Source organism: Pseudoalteromonas sp. SG44-5, assembly GCF_014164175.1.
Lineage (GTDB): Bacteria > Pseudomonadota > Gammaproteobacteria > Enterobacterales > Alteromonadaceae > Pseudoalteromonas > Pseudoalteromonas nigrifaciens.
In genome coordinates this window covers 50,764-67,545 of sequence record NZ_JACJES010000002.1, presented here as the reverse complement: position 1 = coordinate 67,545, position 16,782 = coordinate 50,764, and the positions used below count along the sequence as shown (strand labels likewise).

Sequence of the window (16,782 nt, the reverse complement as noted above, 5' to 3'; positions counted from 1 at the left end):
TTGTAATATTTAAACTATTTAAACTAATTCCTTAGATTAAATAGTTTGATTTAGAACAATAATATTTGTGCTATCCCTTTCACTGTGCTCTATTTACGTTACACTCAAAGTACACCCGTAAAGTGAATGGAGTTGCACATGAACACGATTAAACGCATTCTTGCGGTTATTGACCCCACCAAAGACGACCAGCACGGTTTAGCTCGTTCGATTGATTTAGCTAAAAAATCTGGTGCGAGTATTACCGCCTTTATGACGGTTTACGACTTTTCTTATGAAATGACTACAATGCTCTCTGGCGAAGAGCGCGAAGCTATGCGTAAAGCCGTGTTAAACGACCGCGAGCTTTGGTTAAAAGATTTAGTATCGCCTTATCAAAATGTTAATATTGATACACAAGTTGTTTGGCACAATCGCCCTTACGAAGCCATTATTAATACCGTTATTGAGCAAAAATTTGACCTTGTTATTAAAGGCACTCATCAGCACAGTACACTTAAAGCCGTTATTTTCACCCCAACCGACTGGCATTTAGTACGAAAATGTCCATCTCCGGTTTTATTTGTAAAACAAATGGCATGGCCTGCAAATGGCAACATTTTAGCGGCTGTTAATGCAGTGAGCGAAAACGAGCAACACTTAGCCCTTAATAAACGTATTATTAAAGACGCACAATTTTTAGCTGAACTGGCCAACGCCCAACTAAACTTGGTGAACGCCTACCCTGCGACACCAATTAATATTGCCATAGAAATACCTGAATTTAACCCTGGCATTTATAACGAGTCGGTTAAAAAACATCATCATCAATCTACTAATGCACTGGCTGATGAGTTTAATTTACCCCCTGAGCAGTGCTTTATTGAAGAGGGTTTGCCTGAGGACGTTATTCCCGATGTAGCAAAACGTTTAAACAGCGAGTTGGTGGTTATTGGCACTGTAGGGCGTACTGGTTTAAGCGCGGCCTTAGTAGGCAATACTGCAGAGCATGTAATTGATAGCCTAGATTGCGATGTATTGGCACTCAAACCCGATGGTTATATAAGCCCACTCGCAAAAGATTAAATTTTGTTACCGGGCATTTTAAGTATATAATGCGCCCCTTTATTTTTAGCAAATAACTTTGCCGTATTGTTTAATAAGGGGGCGTAATTGTCTCATTCAGATCAAGCTAAAGCTCAATTTAACTTAACCAAGCTTCAAAAGCGTTTACGCCGCCAAACAGGTCAAGCCGTCATGGACTTTAACATGATTGAAGAAGGCGACCGCATTATGGTGTGCTTATCTGGTGGCAAAGATAGCTACACTATGCTCGACATGCTGCAACACTTAAAACGTGTAGCACCGATTAAGTTTGAGCTATTTGTTGTTAACTTAGATCAAAAGCAACCTGGCTTTCCTGAGCACGTTTTACCCCAGTATCTAGATAAACTAAATGTTGAATACAAAATTGTAGAAGAAGACACCTACAGCATAGTGACCGATATTATTCCTGAAGGTAAAACGACTTGTTCACTTTGTTCGCGTCTGCGCCGGGGTATTTTATACCGTACTGCTAAAGAGTTAGGTGCAACTAAAATTGCGCTTGGCCATCATCGCGATGACATGATCGAAACCCTATTTTTAAATATGTTTTACGGCGGCAAACTTAAAAGTATGCCAGCTAAGCTAATGAGCGATAACGGTGAACATATGGTTATTCGCCCACTTGCATACTGTAAAGAAAGCGATATTAGCCAATATGCGTTTGTACAGGGCTACCCTATTATTCCGTGTAACTTATGTGGCTCGCAAGAAAACCTACAGCGTAAACACACAAAAGCTATGCTAGCTAAGTGGGACGCAGAGCACCCAGGGCGTATAGAAAGTATTTTTACCGCCATGCAAAACGTTGTACCTTCGCACTTAGCAGATAATCAGTTATTTGATTTTACTAATTTGCAAACTGGCGAAGTAATTGATGGTGGCGATATTGCCCTAGATAAACCAGACATTCCTAAAGTGCCAATTAATAGTTTACAAGATGAAGATGCCAGCGCAGAAGTTGTTACGATTAACTTAAGCTAGTGTTACATAGGGTTTGTATGCCAATACAAACCCTACCACTTCTAGTTTTTGAGCTAATTCTATTGCTTAAAAACCACTTTATTTTGGTTACATTACCTTATAATTACAATGTAACATCAATCCCCTGCTCCTTTTTTTTGCTAAAACACACTGTTTACTTTTAAACAGAAAGAGTCGCGCTTTACTCTCTGATGCCCTGCTAGCAATGCATATAAAGTGTAAATTACGTATTCATTCCCCCCTTAGATCTAGCTTAATTGCAACAACCTCGTCACAACCATTCTATTTTAAAGAACAAAAAACACGGTTTTTACAAATGTACAACAGTTAAAAGTGAACCTATTATATAAAGGTCAAAACAAACTGACTCTCTGTAATCAACCAATAAATAGGAAGAACTTATGTTAAAAATTAATAAAACATTAAAGACGCTAGCAGTAGGCCTAAGCTTAGTTGCTGCAACGTACAGTTCTGCTTTTGCTGGTGAGCCATCAAAAAGCATGTTAACACCAGACAACCACTCGTTAATTTTAATTGACCACCAACCACAAATGGCTTTTGCTACTCGCTCGCACACGGTTGAAAGCGTGCGCAATAATGTAACTGGCTTAGCTAAAGCTGCTAAAGCATTTAAAGTGCCTACTATTTTAACAACCGTTGCAGCTAAGTCTTTCAGTGGTCCAATTTTTCCTGAATTACAAGCGGTATTCCCTAAACAATCACCGATTGATCGTACAACAATGAACACATGGGAAGATAAGCGCGTAACTGACAAAATAAAATCGTTTAAGAAAAACAAAATTGTTATCTCAGCACTATGGACCGAAGTATGTGGTGTAGGCCCAGTGTTATCTGCGATTGATGAAGGTTATGAAGTATTTTTTGTAACAGATGCATCGGGTGGTGTAAGTAAAGAAGCACACGACATGGCAGTATTACGTATGGTTCAAGCGGGTGCAAAACCAATCACATGGTTACAGTACATGCTAGAACTACAACGTGACTGGGCGCGTACTGGCACTTATGCTGACGTAACTGATATTGCTAAAGAGCATGCAGGTGGCTATGGTTTAGGCCTTATTTATGCAACAGACATGTTTAATGCAAAAGAAGGTCACTAGTTTTATCAATAATTAAAGGCCACTTATGTGGCCTTTTCATTGGAGAGCAGCATGAAAATCATTCCATTATTAGCTTTACTACTCTCAGCCTCACTTTATGCCAATGAGGAAGTAAGCACCTCTGAACAAGCACAAAGCCTAGCAAGAGCAAAGCAATTATCCCAACAATGTTTAGGTTGCCATGGCGAATTTGGTATTGCGCCAATTACTACTAATCCTAACTTAGCAGGACAAAATGCTGAATATCTCGAATATGCTTTAAAAGCGTATCGTGGCGGCGAGCGTAAAGGCGGAATGGCTTTTATTATGCGCGCCAATGCCAGTGCCCTATCGGATCAAGATATTAAAGATTTAGCACTGTATTTTTCATCGCAAGCTGGGCGTAACGCCAGCTCACATCAATAATTTAATGTAAGGAATACGCTATGAAACTAATTAAAAGTTTACTCTCTGTTGCTATTAGCTCGACTATCGCTTTCAATGCACTTGCCGCCGATATGATTGTTTACAATAGTAAGATTGATACTTATGACGGTCAAAAATTCAGTGCTTTTTCGGTTACAGATGGCCGTTTTGAGCAACTAACTAATGATAAAGAACAGCTATTAAAAGAAAAAACCGCCGATACTATTGTTATTGACGCGCAAGGTCGCCGAGTGATCCCTGGTCTTAACGACTCACATTTGCATGTAGTGCGTGGCGGACGCTTTTATAACCTCGAAACCCGCTGGGAAGGTATTGACTCTTTAGCCACTGGCCTGGAGATGATAAAGAAAAATGCAAAAGTAACTCCTAAAGGTCAATGGGTGCGTGTTGTTGGTGGCTGGAGCCCATACCAATTTAAAGAAAAGCGCTTACCAACCTCAGCTGAATTAACCGAAGCGGCACCTGATACTCCAGTATTTGTTTTGCATTTGTACTCAGGCGGTGTATTGAATAAAAAAGCAATGCAAGTATTAGGTATCACTAAAAATACCGTCCCCCCTAAAGGCAGTTACTATGAAAAAGATGCCAACGGTGAATTAACTGGGCGCTTAGTAGCTGATCCTAACCCAATGATTTTATATAAAACGATTGCTGCACTACCGCAATTATCCGCCGAAGAGCAACTAAATTCTAGTAAGCACTACTACAACAAGCTATTAAGCTTAGGCGTAACAAGCGTTATTGATGCAGGCGGCGGTGGTCACACTTTTCCTGAAAACTATCAAGCATCAACAGCCTTAGCGGTAACTGGTGAACTACCTATCCGCGTGTCTAATTATTTATTTCCACAAACACCTGGCAAAGAAATTCAAAGTTTTACGCAATGGATGAGCAGCTACAACGCCAACCAAGATCTACACTCACACATGGACAATGGTTATGTAATTGAAGGCGGTGGCGAGTTACTTGCTTGGAGCGCCTCTGATTATGAAAACTTCACATCAGGACGCCCTGATCTTGCCGCAGACGCTGAAGATGAACTTGAAAAAGTAGTGCGTTTACATCTACTACAAGGTTGGCCATTTAGAATACACGCTACCTACGATCAATCTATTGAGCGCATGTTAACTGTATTTGAAGAAATCAATAAAACACAACCCTTCAACAAAGTCCGTTGGATTATTGACCATGCCGAAACCGTGTCTGATAAAAATCTAGCGCGGATTAAAAAATTAGGCGGTGCTATTGCTGTGCAAGGCCGTATGGCATTTGCAGGAGAGGATTTTGCCAAGCGTTATGGTAAACAGCAAACTAAACGTACACCACCCATTAAAAAAATGCTCGCTATGGGCATACCGGTAGGCTTTGGTACTGACGGTACCCGTGTTGCTAGCTTTAACCCATGGGCCACTTATTATTGGGCGGTATCGGGTAAAACCGTAGGCGGTTATACCCTGTACGATAAAACCAATACCCTAGACAGGCTAACTGCATTACAGGTATTCACCCAAGGTAGTGCGTATTTTTCAGGCGAAGAAATGTTAAAAGGTCAAATTGAGCCTGGCATGTACGCAGATTTTGCTATTTTAAACCAAGATATTTTAACGGTGACTGAGAGCAAACTATTAAAAACGCAAGCAGAGTTAACCGTTGTAGATGGTAAAGTGCAGTATGCTGCAAAACAAAGCTTTCCTAAATTACATAAACCACTTCAAAAAGCATTGCCTGCATGGTCACCAGTCAATCAATAAACTGAGTATTTATATTAAGCTATTAAAATATACCTAGTTTAGAAGTAAATAACGCACTAAGTTAAAAAGGGTTTGCATTGGCAAACCCTTTTTTAATCGCTAAATTTGAGGAATTAATAAGATAAAATTTATATCGTTAATTTACTAAACGCTCATATAAACCAGATGCTCTGGACACACTTTTATTCATTGCCAGTAACAACACTTTTTTATCTGCCACCAGCTCAAAGGTATTTTTAGCACGCGTTATGCCGGTATACACTAACTGCCTATTTATCCCCATGCGGGCTTGTTTTAGCGGCGGCAATACCATGGCGGTGTAGCTAAACTCTGATCCTTGTGATTTATGTATAGTCATTACATATACTTTGTCGTGCGCAGGTAAGCGTGCTGGTGAAAACGCGCGTTGATTCCCCTGCTCGTCTATAAATAGTGCTTTAAGCTGGCCGCTTTCATCGGGCATTAAAATACCAATGTCGCCATTAAACAACTTAAGCTGATAATCGTTTTGGCTTACCATTATTGGCATACCGGTATAATGACGCTGATTCGGGCTTAGGGTAATAAGTCCTTGTTGTTGTAAAACGCGCTCAATACGCTGATTTAAACTATTAACTCCGTAATCACCTTCACGTACTGCAGCCAGTAGCTGATAACTTGCAAAGGCTTTATGCACCTCTGCAACGCTTGCACCTTGAGCAATTAAACTAAGGTAATGTGTGTATTTACTTGCAGCGCTTTTAACCAATTTTTCGATAGGTTTAGCTATAAAGTCGTAATCTAAAATCACATCCTTAAAACGCCCCTCAACACTTTCTTGCTCAACGTAATTTAAAACACCTGTGTTATTGGTATTTACCGCTAACGCAAGTTGACCAATACCACTTTGTGCATCAAAGCGGTAGCTGTGTTGTAAAAATGCAATGCAATCGGCAAGTTTAAACGCGCTATTACTTTGCGCTATTAACTTAGCCTCGCCGTTAAAGCATAAGTTATTTAGCTCATCACATCGTGCAGGTGAATAACCAGGTGTTTGCCCCAGTACTAACCCTTGGCATAAGTCGCTCATTACGCTGCCGGTATCTACCGAGGCCAGCTGATCTTTATCACCTAAGAGAATTAACCGTGCATGTGCAGGTAATGCCTCAATTAGTTTTGCCATCAGCGATAAGTCGACCATTGAGGCTTCATCTATAATCAACACATCTAAATGCAGTGGATTCGCTTTATTGTGCCTAAATTTATTGGTAAAGGGTTTTACCCCTAATAACCGGTGAATAGTTTGTGCACTTTCGGGGATTAACGTTTTAATATCAGCGGGTATATTAGTGAGCTTATCTTTAGCGCCTAAAATTGATTCGCTTAAACGCGCTGCAGCTTTACCTGTAGGTGCCACCAGCTTAATACTCAGTGGCGCAGTTTTATAAAGCGACTGTAAAATGGCGAGTAATTTAGTCACAGTGGTCGTTTTACCAGTACCTGGGCCGCCAGTAATAACACTAAAACCTTTGGTGGCTGCAATAGCACAGGCTACTTTTTGCCAATCGGTGGCAATGTTTGCATCGGGTGTAAAATACTCATTAAGTAGCGCGGCTAATAACTCATTATTTATATTAAGTATACGCTCGCTCATTGTTATTAAGCGGCTCGCTAATGTTTGCTCGTATCCAGCAAGGCGCGCAAAGTAAAGGCGTTGGTTAAACAGTTGCAGTGGTTTATTGGCTCCAACGCTTGTATGGTTTTGTAAATAGCTAAGCACCTGCTCATAATTAAACCCTTCACTAAACGGGCTTAGCTTATCTGGCACGCTCCCCTGTGCTTTACTAAAATCGCTGCGGCGTAAATTAAAAGGGTTACTCCAATCAACCTCGCTTAAGGTTAAACAACTATGCTGGCTTTGCTGCGATAAACACAGTAATAGCACCAGATAAAACATCTCATTGTGCGTATTTTCGCTATCGCTGTTACTTTTACTGAGCATTTCAGCTAACTTTACATCCACAATGCGAATGCGGTTTTCGCTAAGTAAATAGGTAAGTAAAGGCACTGCTGTACTTAAAGTAGGGTTTTGCTCATTTAGCTCAAGTTCCTGATCTAACTCTTGATCAAACTCTTGATCAAACTCTTGATCAAAAAGGCCCGGTTGATTATTTAGTTCACTCATAACATGGCTCCTTGGCTAAACAAACCATCTAAAATAGTCACTTGCTCAGTGGTGAGCTTTTTAAAGTACACACCTTGCCCAGCTGGCATGCCGCGTAAAAAGGTGTAATACACGCCGCCTAAATGAGTTTCAACTGAGTAATCAGCTATACGCTGTTTTAGCAAACGATGCAGCGCTACGGTGTAAATTAAATACTGTAAATGGTACTGGTGGCTACTCATGGCTTGCTCAAGCATATCGTGCTCGTAATCAGCAGCGTTACTACCTAAGTAATTAGATTTATAATCTAAAATATAATATTTACCTTGGTGGCAAAATATTAAATCGATAAAACCTTTTAACAGCCCTTTTACATGGCTAAATTCGAGCTTACTGTGCTCAAAACCAAAATGTTTTATAAGAATTTCATTAAGCTGCGGCGCACTTAAACTTTTAAGCGGTAAGTTAAACTCCATTTCTACTAGGCAATCACTTGGCGCTAGTTGGCTTAAACTCAGGCCATTACTGTTAACTGAAGAGCTATTAGCTGAGGTATTAATATTTGCATTGCTATCGTCATTCAGTGGGCAAGCAAGAACGTCTAATACCCACTGCTCAGTAATATCTTGCCAGTGTTCACTAATATGGTACTTTTCTAGGCTGCGTTTAATAACTTCTGCTAAGTTGTGCTCTTTATTAACTGGGTGCTCTATTGGGCTAGTAAAATCTATTTGCTCAAAAATTTCGTGTAAACAACTCCCCGGTTTTGCCCCCTTAGGAAAGCTATACACAGAAGGTGCTTCGTCTTCTTGTACGGCAAATTCATCTTTTTCATGATCTTCATCACTGCGACCAGGCGCTAAATGGTCGATATGCTTTTTAAAGCTCAGCGCACTAAAGCTGGTTGCTCGCCAATTACGCTCAATATTGGCTGTTACATTATTTATACTCAATGTTTGCTGAGCATCAGCGCTATTATTAAAGCTTAAAGTACCTTGGGCTAATAAGTCCTCTGAGGTGAATTGCTGATAATCCATACCTGTATGCTCGCTGCAAAAATCGGCTAAATGGTTACGCCAAATTTGACTACTTGTAATTTCAAGCCCTGCAAATAACACATGCCCCAGCGCACTGCTTTGTATTGCCAAACGGCTACTTTGCCCTTGGCCAATGTTATACATACCAATAGCACAAAAGTGTACCGCGCGAGTGAGTGCTACATACAGTAAGCGTAAATCTTCGGCAAGGCGCTCTTGCTCTGCTTTTTGCAGTGCGTCATCCCCTTTACTTAAATCGTAAATTAGTGCGCCATTATTATGATACAGCGCTTCTTTCGTTTCGCGGTAGCCACTAGCAAAGGGCATAAATACCAGCGGATACTCAAGCCCTTTTGAGGCGTGCATAGTCACTATTTTAACTAAATTAGCGTCGCTCTCTAGGCGTACTTGCACTGTTTCGCCATCTTGCTGGCTTACCTTTTGTGCAAACCAGCGCAGTAAACGCAGTGTGCCCTCAAGCTCAATTTGTTTTTGCTGTAGTATTTCGCCAAGGTGCCTAAAGTCGGTAAGCCAACGCTCAACGTTGTAGCCTAGGCCTTGCCATTTAGCACTAAGTTGATTGTGGCTCATTAAGCGCTCAAGCATTGCCATAGCGCCTTGCTTGTTCCAAATATGGCTAAGCTGCGCAAAAAAGTTTAAGTGCTCTTGCCATTGCGCCTCGTCATCTGCCAGTGCATATATTTCGTTATAGCTTAAACAAAATAACGGCCCTGCTAACACCCCACGTAATAGCGACTCATCATACTGGCCATGTAACGCAGTTAAAAAATTAAGTAAGTGATGGCTAAGCTCTTGGCTAAACACACTCTCGCGCGATAAATACACGCTGGCAATTTTAGCGGTGCTTAAAGCCTTTTTCATTATTTGCGCCTCAACACGGTCACGCACTAATATACAAATATCTGCAGCGCTTACTGGCTTTTCTCCAATACAGGCACGCCCTTGCTCGGCCTGCGTTAGTAAGGTGACTATTTTATTGGCAAAAAAGGTGGCTAAATGCTGCTGCCCAATGGCTTTGCCAGTCGGCTTGTTTTTTTCATCTGCGGCGGTGTCGCTAAATACACAAAATTCAAACGCAGTGGCTGGTTGTCCGTCAATCAAAAACGACTCGTCTGCTTTTTTACCTTTAGCGGCTACTGCATTAAACGGTATGGCATCGTTATAAATAAAGCTGTTAGCGTGCTTACCAAATAAGCTGTTTACGCTGCTTACTACATCGCTGCTAGAGCGAAAGTTAGTACCTAGCGTAAATTGCTGCTGTTTTTGCACCGCTTCTTTGGCACCAATATAGGTAAAAATGTCTGCGCCCCTAAAACCATAAATAGCCTGTTTAGGATCGCCAATCATCGCCAGTGTAGTGTGCTCTTGCTGGTAAATTTTACTAAAAATACCGTACTGAATCGGATCGGTATCTTGAAACTCATCTATCATAGCCACCGGAAACAACTGGGCAATTTTTTGCGCCAGTACATTGCCTTGCTCGTTATTTAATGCACTGTGTAAATTGCTAAGTAAATCATCTGGGGTGATCACGCTTTGCTCTTGCTTGCGCTTTATTACGGCTGCTTTTACCCACTTTGCCGCATGCTGCACTACAGCAATTGCTAGCCCTTGGTTTATGGTGTTATTAAGTGCAGCAAGTTGGTCAAATTCAGTTAATAGCGGATGTGTAAATAGCGGCTGATTTTTTTTATAATTACTTATATCGCTTAAGTTTTCACTACTCCATACCTCAAACGAATACTTGCTAGTACCAAATTCAAAAAACAAATCGCCGCCTAAACAAAAGGCTTCAAGTGCTGCAAGGCTGCCTTTGCGCCCTGGCGTTTTAGAACCACTTAAGCCCGAGCCTTTAATCGCAGCTATAAACTCTTGCTCTAATACCGCTTTTTTAAATGCAGGTACACGGATTATGTACTCGTCACGCGCTTGCCATACATCATCTAAGTTTACTTGCGGGGTTATTTGCACATTCGCTTTATTTAAAATACTCGACACTTTGCCAAACAAAGCTTCTGGCGCGGCAAACACGCCTAAAATAGCATCGGTTTTTTCTTTATTGAGTGGATATACAAAGGCGCGCCAAAAATCTTTAATGGTTTCGAGCAATATGTCGCGCTCATCCAAAATAAACTCTAAGTTAAACGCCACACCCGACTCAAACGCGTGTTGTTTTAGCATGCGCTGACAAAAGCCATGAATGGTAAAAATAGCCGCTTCGTCCATCGATTTAGCCGCTGCATCGAGTAAATCAAAGGCGCGGTGTTTATCATCAACGGCAGCTATAACTCCTGCTATAAGTTCATCTCTTGGGTCTTGCCCAAGAAGTGCATCGCGCGCGGTGATAATGCGATTACGCACGCGGTCTTTAATTTCTTGCGTGGCAGCATCGGTAAAAGTTACCACCAGTATTTGCTCAACGCTTAGCGGCTTATTTAATAGCGAGTTTGCATCATCGGCTATTTGCATTCCCAATAAGTAACGTAAATATAGGCCAGTAATTGTATACGTTTTACCCGTACCGGCACTGGCTTCAATTAAGCTTTGCCCTGTTAGTGGCATAGTAAGTGGATTAAGCGCTTGCATGGTCACTCTCCTTAGCGTGTGCAAATAACGGGGCGAGTAATTTATCGCTCCACTGTATAAACTCGTCTTGGCAATCGTTAAGCGATTGTACCGTTAAGCGAATATAGGGGTTTTCGCCCTCGCCTCGCCCTATGTATTGCGGGCTAAATTTACTCATGGCTTTTGCTATATCGCCGCCGCTTTTTACGTACTCGTAGCCACTTACCGGAAAAAACGCCACAGGCTCGTTGCGCAGTGCTTTGTATAACTCAAACCAATCAACTAACAATGCATCGGCATCGGTTTTACTTATTGGCGCAAAGGTAACTTGTTTATCAAGCCCAAGTATTAGCGTTTCTACTTGTTGCTCCATACTTTGCGCTACTAGGTGATAAATAAAGCCTTTAATTAAATCTTTCGCTTTTATACTAGCGCTGCGATAAAACACTTGTTTTTGCAAATAAATATGGTTTAACCAGCCTTCTATTTTAGTGTTTTCTAGTTCGAGGGCTACCTCTATAGGGTCGCTTTTGCCCCCTTTAATTTGCTCTTTCACTTGCCCTGCCAATGCGTCTACTCGGTGCTGCATACTCTCAAATATTAAGCTACCTACGTTGGCTTGTGGTAGTTCGCCGCGTTGCAATATTTGTTCTGTACTAAGTGGCAGCTCATTAATGTTGGCTTCGAGTATTTCATCAAGGTAAAAATAGCGGCGCAATGCATCTAGGCTAAAGGGCTCTTCGTCTTTTACTACTTCGTTAAATTGCGGTAATCGCAATCCTAAACTTTGTTGATAAAAACTCTCTTGGGCGTTGCAAACACTGCGAATAAACACATCGAGCTCTAACTGCTCAGGCGGTGTTGCATTAAGCGCGCTCACGACTTGTGGGGTTATTGACTCACTTGGCAGCCAAATTGGATTATAGCTGTGGTTGCTCAGCACAGTGTTTGCTTGCTCATTGGCTAAATAATAATGGCTATTAAAGGGCTGTAAATGCTGTTGGCTAATTAAACACTCTGGCAGTGTTTTTTCGCTGTCGTCGCTTAATGCAAAGCTACGCCCAATATATTCTAGCAGCTCGCTCACAAGGGTTGATGGCATGCGCGGCTGGTTGTCAAAACACGAGCGACCAATGTAACTCATGTATAAGTTATCGCGGGCACTGAGTAGCGCCTCTAAAAATAAGTAACGATCATCTAATTTACGTGATCGGTCACCTTTTTGTTTTTTAGAATAAGGCACTAAGTCAAAACCAATCGGCTGTACGTTACGCGGGTAGTCGGCATCATTCAAACCCAGCATACACACCACTTTAAATGGCACGGCGCGCATTGGCATTAGGGTACAAAAGTTAACTTGCCCCACTAAAAACCGCTGCCCTACGCCTTTTTCTTGAATGCCTTGTTTAATTAAGTAACTAACAATACGCTGCGATACCGCTTTGCTGTAGTCGCCATTATTATGATGCTTTTGTAACTCTTCGAGCACGTTTTGCAGCACCAATAAATCCCAGCTGTCGTCGCTTTCGCTCTCGTAAATTGCACTAAGCAACTCGCTTAAAACATGCGCTTTGTTGGTAAGCGTATCGTCGGGCGTTAATTGCTCTTTAAAGCTTTGTAGCACATCAATAAAATGCACTAGCTTATTAAGCGTATCAAGCGCCATGCCTTCTACTTCATCGGCGCTATAAATGCCGTTAAACGGGCATTGCTCGTCGCGCATCGCAATACCTAGTAATAAACGGTTAAGCCCGTGTTGCCAGGTATTTAAATCGATAGCGGGTAAATCAAAGCTGCTTTTATGATCGGCATTTATACCCCATTTAACGCCAACACGTTCCAGCCAATATTGAATTTGCTCGTACTCGTGTGCCTCCAGGCCAAATTTTTCGGCTATTTGTGTCACTTGTAATAAATCGAGAATATCCGACACACCAAAGCGCGAAAACGGTAAATTAGCTAAACTCGCAAATGAGCTAAGTACGGGTTTTTCTTGCTCTATGGCTAAATCGGCAAGTGCGTAAGGAATAAAGCGGCTGCCTTGTGCGCCACCAAAAACGGCTTCAATGTACGGGCTGTAAGTGCCTACATCGGGCATCATTACTATTATGTCTTTGGGGGTAAGCGCAGGGTTTTGATTAAATAAATTAAGTAAGTAGTCGTGCAGGCGCTCAACTTCTCGAAGCGGTGTATGGCAATCGCTTAGCGTAATACTGGTGTCGGTTGCACTTATAGGCAATTTACCTTCGTTGTTTATAAACCACTCTTTGTTATCGGTCAGTGACTCACCTTTAAACGCTAGCTGATAAATTTCACTTTGTATTTGCCCAAGTAAGGTGTCGTCAAACACATCAATAAAGCCATCAATCCAACGGGCGTCTAGCTGTACTAGCTGCTCAAAGTAGTCGCGACCTAATTTACCCCACGAGGATAACAGTGGGTTGCCTATAAAGTAGTATTCTTCATCGGGATTAGTTTGCTTTTTTTGCTGCGCTTCCACCAGCGGCATTTTGGCGTATTTTGCACTTATTTTAGCGGCGGTTTTTTCATCAATAATATCGCCCCAATAATGCTCACTGGGATTAAAAAAGAATAAAAACACCTCGGTTTTTTCACTCAGCGCTGTAAATACTTCAAGCTGCGAGCTGGCAATGGCCGATATACCAAATAAACTAATGCGTTGTGGTAATAAGCTGTTGTCCATTGTCTCAAGCGCTGCCAGCAGTTGTCCTTGCATATTAGCGCGATGAAACTGACTTTGCCCAAGCTCTTGGCTTAACTGTACAATGCGTCGCCATAAATCAGGTTGCCACGGGGCAATGGTTACATCAACATCATCAAGTTCATCCGTACCGCTATCCCATGTGGCTATCCAATGCGGGCGGTACATTAAATATTGGTCGTACACGTCGGCTATTTTTTCACACAAGGCAAAGGTTTTTTGGCCGTCAATATCGCCCTCTAAATAGGTTTTTAGCGGTAAATACAGTGGCTCATCAATACAGCTTGGTAAAATAGCAAACAGTTTCCATGCAAGGTTGGGTTTATTAAACGCCGACTCTTTAGGTACATTTGGTAAAAGTTGCTGATACAACTGCCAAATAAAGCTCGAAGGCAGCGGAAAATCCACCTGCGCCGCTACACCTAAGTTTTCGCTCAAACCAATTTTTAGCCACTGCGACATACCCGGTGACTGCACCAGTACCACTTCTTTGTCGAATGGGCTTGCTAATGGGTTGGTTTTTAATAACTGATGAAACTGCGCTTGCAGTGCTTCCATACGGTTTGATTGAATAATATTGAGCATACTTACCTGTCCTTGCTTGAGATAAAACGAGTGTAAGATATTTTCAATTACAGGGGTAGCGATTAGCGAAAATTGGCTTTAATAAATCAGCGGGTTAGTTAAATTTTATACGCACAGTAGTGATGCTATTTACTGTGCGTTTTATAAGGGCGATAATTAATAAGGGCTAATGCTTGAGAGTTTAAACTGACTTTGCATTATTGCTTTACCATCAATATCTTTGAGCTGTAATGAAATTGACGGGTCGGCTTGTTGCCAGTCTATGCTTAAATCGCCGTAATTAACCTGGTGGGTAAAGTCCCCTATTCGGTGTGTGTTAGGGCTTACATTTTTCCATTTTTCGGTTAGGCCAGAACTGGTCATTTCTATTAGTGGGTAGTCAAGGTTATGCTTATACTGTGAAATTTCGCCCCAGTGGGTATCGCCGCTAATAATAACTACGCCGTTTACTTTATGCTTTTTGATCAGTGTAAATAAACGCTTTCGATCGTCGGGGAAATTAGCCCACGACTCCCACCCTGTAAAATCGGGAAGTAGCTGTAAGCTTGAGGCAATTAGCTTTATAGCCGCGGGCTTTTTAAGCTCTTGTTCAAGCCATTGCCACTGCGCCTCACCAAGCATTGACGCGCCTTTAACATGACTTGGGCTATACGGGCCTTGATTATTTAGTTTGCGCTTAGTGTCGTACTCCAACTTACTTACTGCGTTTAACGCATCTCGGTTCCAGCGCAAATCTGGCATAATCACCTGCACAGTTTGCTCACCTTCACCATACGTATACGAGGTATAAATACCATCGGGGCGAGTGCGTCGTGGTGAGTTTGCAGGTTCTTGCCAAAAATCGAGCATAATTTGCCGCGACTCTTCTTTATGCGGATACTCTTTACCTGCATCGTTTTGGCCATAATCGTGGTCATCCCACATAGCTATAATAGGCGTTTGTGCTTTTAGTGTTTTAAAACCGGGCTTTGCTCCTAAGCGCTGGTATTTATTAGCAAGTACGCTCATATTATTGGTGTCGCCATAAATATTGTCACCTAAAAATATAAATAAATCGCTCTGCTCTTTGTTTATAGCATCGAATATAGGAATGCTTTTATCTTGATGCCCGCACGAGCCAAATAATATTTTAGAGGGAGCACTCAAAGCACTAAAGCTTACAAGTAAGTTGGTTAATACTACCGCGGTTATTATTTTCATTTTACAACCTCATTAATCGCCGGTGCCATATTCAAATTTATCTGCTTTGGATTTTGCCCAAGCGCCTTTAACACTGTTGCGGCAATTTGCGTTTGTTTTAGCTCAGTAGTTGTTTTAACTAAGCCTTGGCCTTTTATTGCAGGGCCAATCGCGGCAAGCCAAATATGTTCGGAGCCTATAATGCCCTCGGGAAACTTATTTTCGCCTAAATGCAGTGCTGCTAAGGCGCGTTTTGAACTGTGATGCTGCCAGTCGCTTGCGTTACTACCACGGCCATGATCTGTGGTAATAATGAGGGTAGTGTTATTTTTATAACCCGGTGTTGTTTGAATGGTATTCCATAAATCAGCTATAAAAGCATCACTTTGTTTTGCCGATTTTAAATACGCGTGGTAATCACCATCGTGAGCAAAGTCGTCGGTCTCTCCTAAACTTATTACTAATAATTTTGGTTTTTTAGCTAACATATACGCCTTAGCAAACCGATAAGTAAAACTGTCTAATCGTACATTGCTCCAAGGGCTCGGAATTTCATTTTGCATGGCATTTAAAAGTGGCGCATTTTCAAATAAATCCTCCTCAATTGGCATAAATCCGGCGTTAACATATACCTTACTGCGCTCAGTATTAAGTATTGAAGGAAATACATCCCAGCTACCAAATAAGGCGGTGTTATTTTTAAACGCGGGTTGGCGCTCCAAACGCTCTAATATAGTGTGATTTGGGTTAGGGATTTTATCATTACTATTAATACCTTCATCTACCTCACCGCTAAGTATTTCGTTATAACCGGGATACGAAAAATACCACGGGTTACTTACCGACATATTAGAGCCTTGCTCTCTATTACCAATTATTACCCCTTGCTTAGCTACAATTTGGGTAATAAACGGCATCAGCAGTTGCTGGCGTTTTGCAGAGCTGTTATGCCAAAACTCTGTATTTAGCTGCTCTGGCTTTTTAACAAAATCGGAATTATTAATAAGGTTTTTATCAGCGCCACTAAACACCTCTTGCCAGCGCACACCGTCAAGCGTTACCAACACTACATTTTGATCAGCTGTTTGTACTGCCGCTGCAAAGTCGCTTCCTAGGGCAATTAAACTAAATACACTTACTTTTAAAATCGTTTTCATATTGTTAC

The 16,782-nt window shown here is 41.6% G+C and carries 10 protein-coding genes; 5 read left to right on the top strand and 5 right to left on the bottom strand.

All coding sequences use genetic code 11. The features are described from left to right. Nucleotides 1-138: 138 nt before the first annotated feature. From uspE to H5079_RS02685, 5 genes are all read left to right on the top strand, one after another. Nucleotides 139-1,065, top strand: a complete 927-nt coding sequence (uspE, locus tag H5079_RS02705) for a universal stress protein UspE (protein WP_011328525.1) — start codon at nt 139-141, stop codon at nt 1,063-1,065. Between the two features lie 87 nt (nt 1,066-1,152). Further along, on the top strand, nt 1,153-2,067 hold the full coding sequence (gene ttcA / locus H5079_RS02700; RefSeq protein WP_011328526.1) for a tRNA 2-thiocytidine(32) synthetase TtcA: 915 nt from the start codon (nt 1,153-1,155) through the stop codon (nt 2,065-2,067). Between the two features lie 401 nt (nt 2,068-2,468). Next, nucleotides 2,469-3,188 carry a hydrolase gene (locus H5079_RS02695; RefSeq protein ID WP_220488930.1) on the top strand — a complete coding sequence of 240 codons (720 nt, stop codon included), beginning with the start codon at nt 2,469-2,471 and terminating at the stop codon, nt 3,186-3,188. A gap of 51 nt (nt 3,189-3,239) precedes the next feature. Further along, nucleotides 3,240-3,593: a cytochrome c gene (locus H5079_RS02690; RefSeq protein WP_011328529.1), complete on the top strand. Its 354-nt coding sequence runs from the start codon at nt 3,240-3,242 to the stop codon at nt 3,591-3,593. Nucleotides 3,594-3,613: 20 nt separating this feature from the next. Then, nucleotides 3,614-5,365 (top strand): amidohydrolase, encoded by a 1,752-nt coding sequence (locus tag H5079_RS02685; protein ID WP_011328530.1) that lies wholly within the window; start codon nt 3,614-3,616, stop codon nt 5,363-5,365. Between the two features lie 136 nt (nt 5,366-5,501). Here H5079_RS02685 and recD read toward each other — a convergent pair whose 3' ends face one another. The 5 genes from recD to H5079_RS02660 all read right to left on the bottom strand — a co-directional run bounded on the left by recD (nt 5,502) and on the right by H5079_RS02660 (nt 16,774). Next, the gene (gene recD, locus H5079_RS02680) at nt 5,502-7,529 is read right to left on the bottom strand and encodes an exodeoxyribonuclease V subunit alpha (protein WP_182683370.1); all 2,028 of its coding nucleotides are present in this window, start codon (nt 7,527-7,529) and stop codon (nt 5,502-5,504) included. After that, on the bottom strand, nt 7,526-11,152 hold the full coding sequence (gene recB, locus H5079_RS02675) for an exodeoxyribonuclease V subunit beta (RefSeq protein WP_182683369.1): 3,627 nt from the start codon (nt 11,150-11,152) through the stop codon (nt 7,526-7,528). The genes recD and recB overlap by 4 nt, the downstream gene beginning before the upstream one ends. Next, nucleotides 11,139-14,438, bottom strand: coding sequence for an exodeoxyribonuclease V subunit gamma (recC, locus tag H5079_RS02670; RefSeq protein ID WP_182683368.1), 3,300 nt, complete (start codon nt 14,436-14,438; stop codon nt 11,139-11,141). Before recC ends, recB begins: the two co-directional genes overlap by 14 nt. Before the next feature lie 156 nt (nt 14,439-14,594). Then, nucleotides 14,595-15,638 carry an alkaline phosphatase D family protein gene (locus tag H5079_RS02665; RefSeq protein ID WP_089368465.1) on the bottom strand — a complete coding sequence of 348 codons (1,044 nt, stop codon included), beginning with the start codon at nt 15,636-15,638 and terminating at the stop codon, nt 14,595-14,597. Then, nucleotides 15,635-16,774, bottom strand: coding sequence for an alkaline phosphatase family protein (locus tag H5079_RS02660; protein ID WP_182683367.1), 1,140 nt, complete (start codon nt 16,772-16,774; stop codon nt 15,635-15,637). Before H5079_RS02660 ends, H5079_RS02665 begins: the two co-directional genes overlap by 4 nt. Nucleotides 16,775-16,782: the final 8 nt, after the last annotated feature.

Coding starts and splice junctions, on each gene's coding strand:
- H5079_RS02685 (WP_011328530.1), top strand. CDS start 3,614: ATGAAACTAATTAAAAGTTTACTCTCTGTTGCTATTAGCTCGACTATC.
- recC (WP_182683368.1), bottom strand. CDS start 14,438: ATGCTCAATATTATTCAATCAAACCGTATGGAAGCACTGCAAGCGCAG.
- recD (WP_182683370.1), bottom strand. CDS start 7,529: ATGAGTGAACTAAATAATCAACCGGGCCTTTTTGATCAAGAGTTTGAT.
- H5079_RS02665 (WP_089368465.1), bottom strand. CDS start 15,638: ATGAAAATAATAACCGCGGTAGTATTAACCAACTTACTTGTAAGCTTT.
- H5079_RS02660 (WP_182683367.1), bottom strand. CDS start 16,774: ATGAAAACGATTTTAAAAGTAAGTGTATTTAGTTTAATTGCCCTAGGA.
- uspE (WP_011328525.1), top strand. CDS start 139: ATGAACACGATTAAACGCATTCTTGCGGTTATTGACCCCACCAAAGAC.
- recB (WP_182683369.1), bottom strand. CDS start 11,152: ATGCAAGCGCTTAATCCACTTACTATGCCACTAACAGGGCAAAGCTTA.
- H5079_RS02695 (WP_220488930.1), top strand. CDS start 2,469: ATGTTAAAAATTAATAAAACATTAAAGACGCTAGCAGTAGGCCTAAGC.
- H5079_RS02690 (WP_011328529.1), top strand. CDS start 3,240: ATGAAAATCATTCCATTATTAGCTTTACTACTCTCAGCCTCACTTTAT.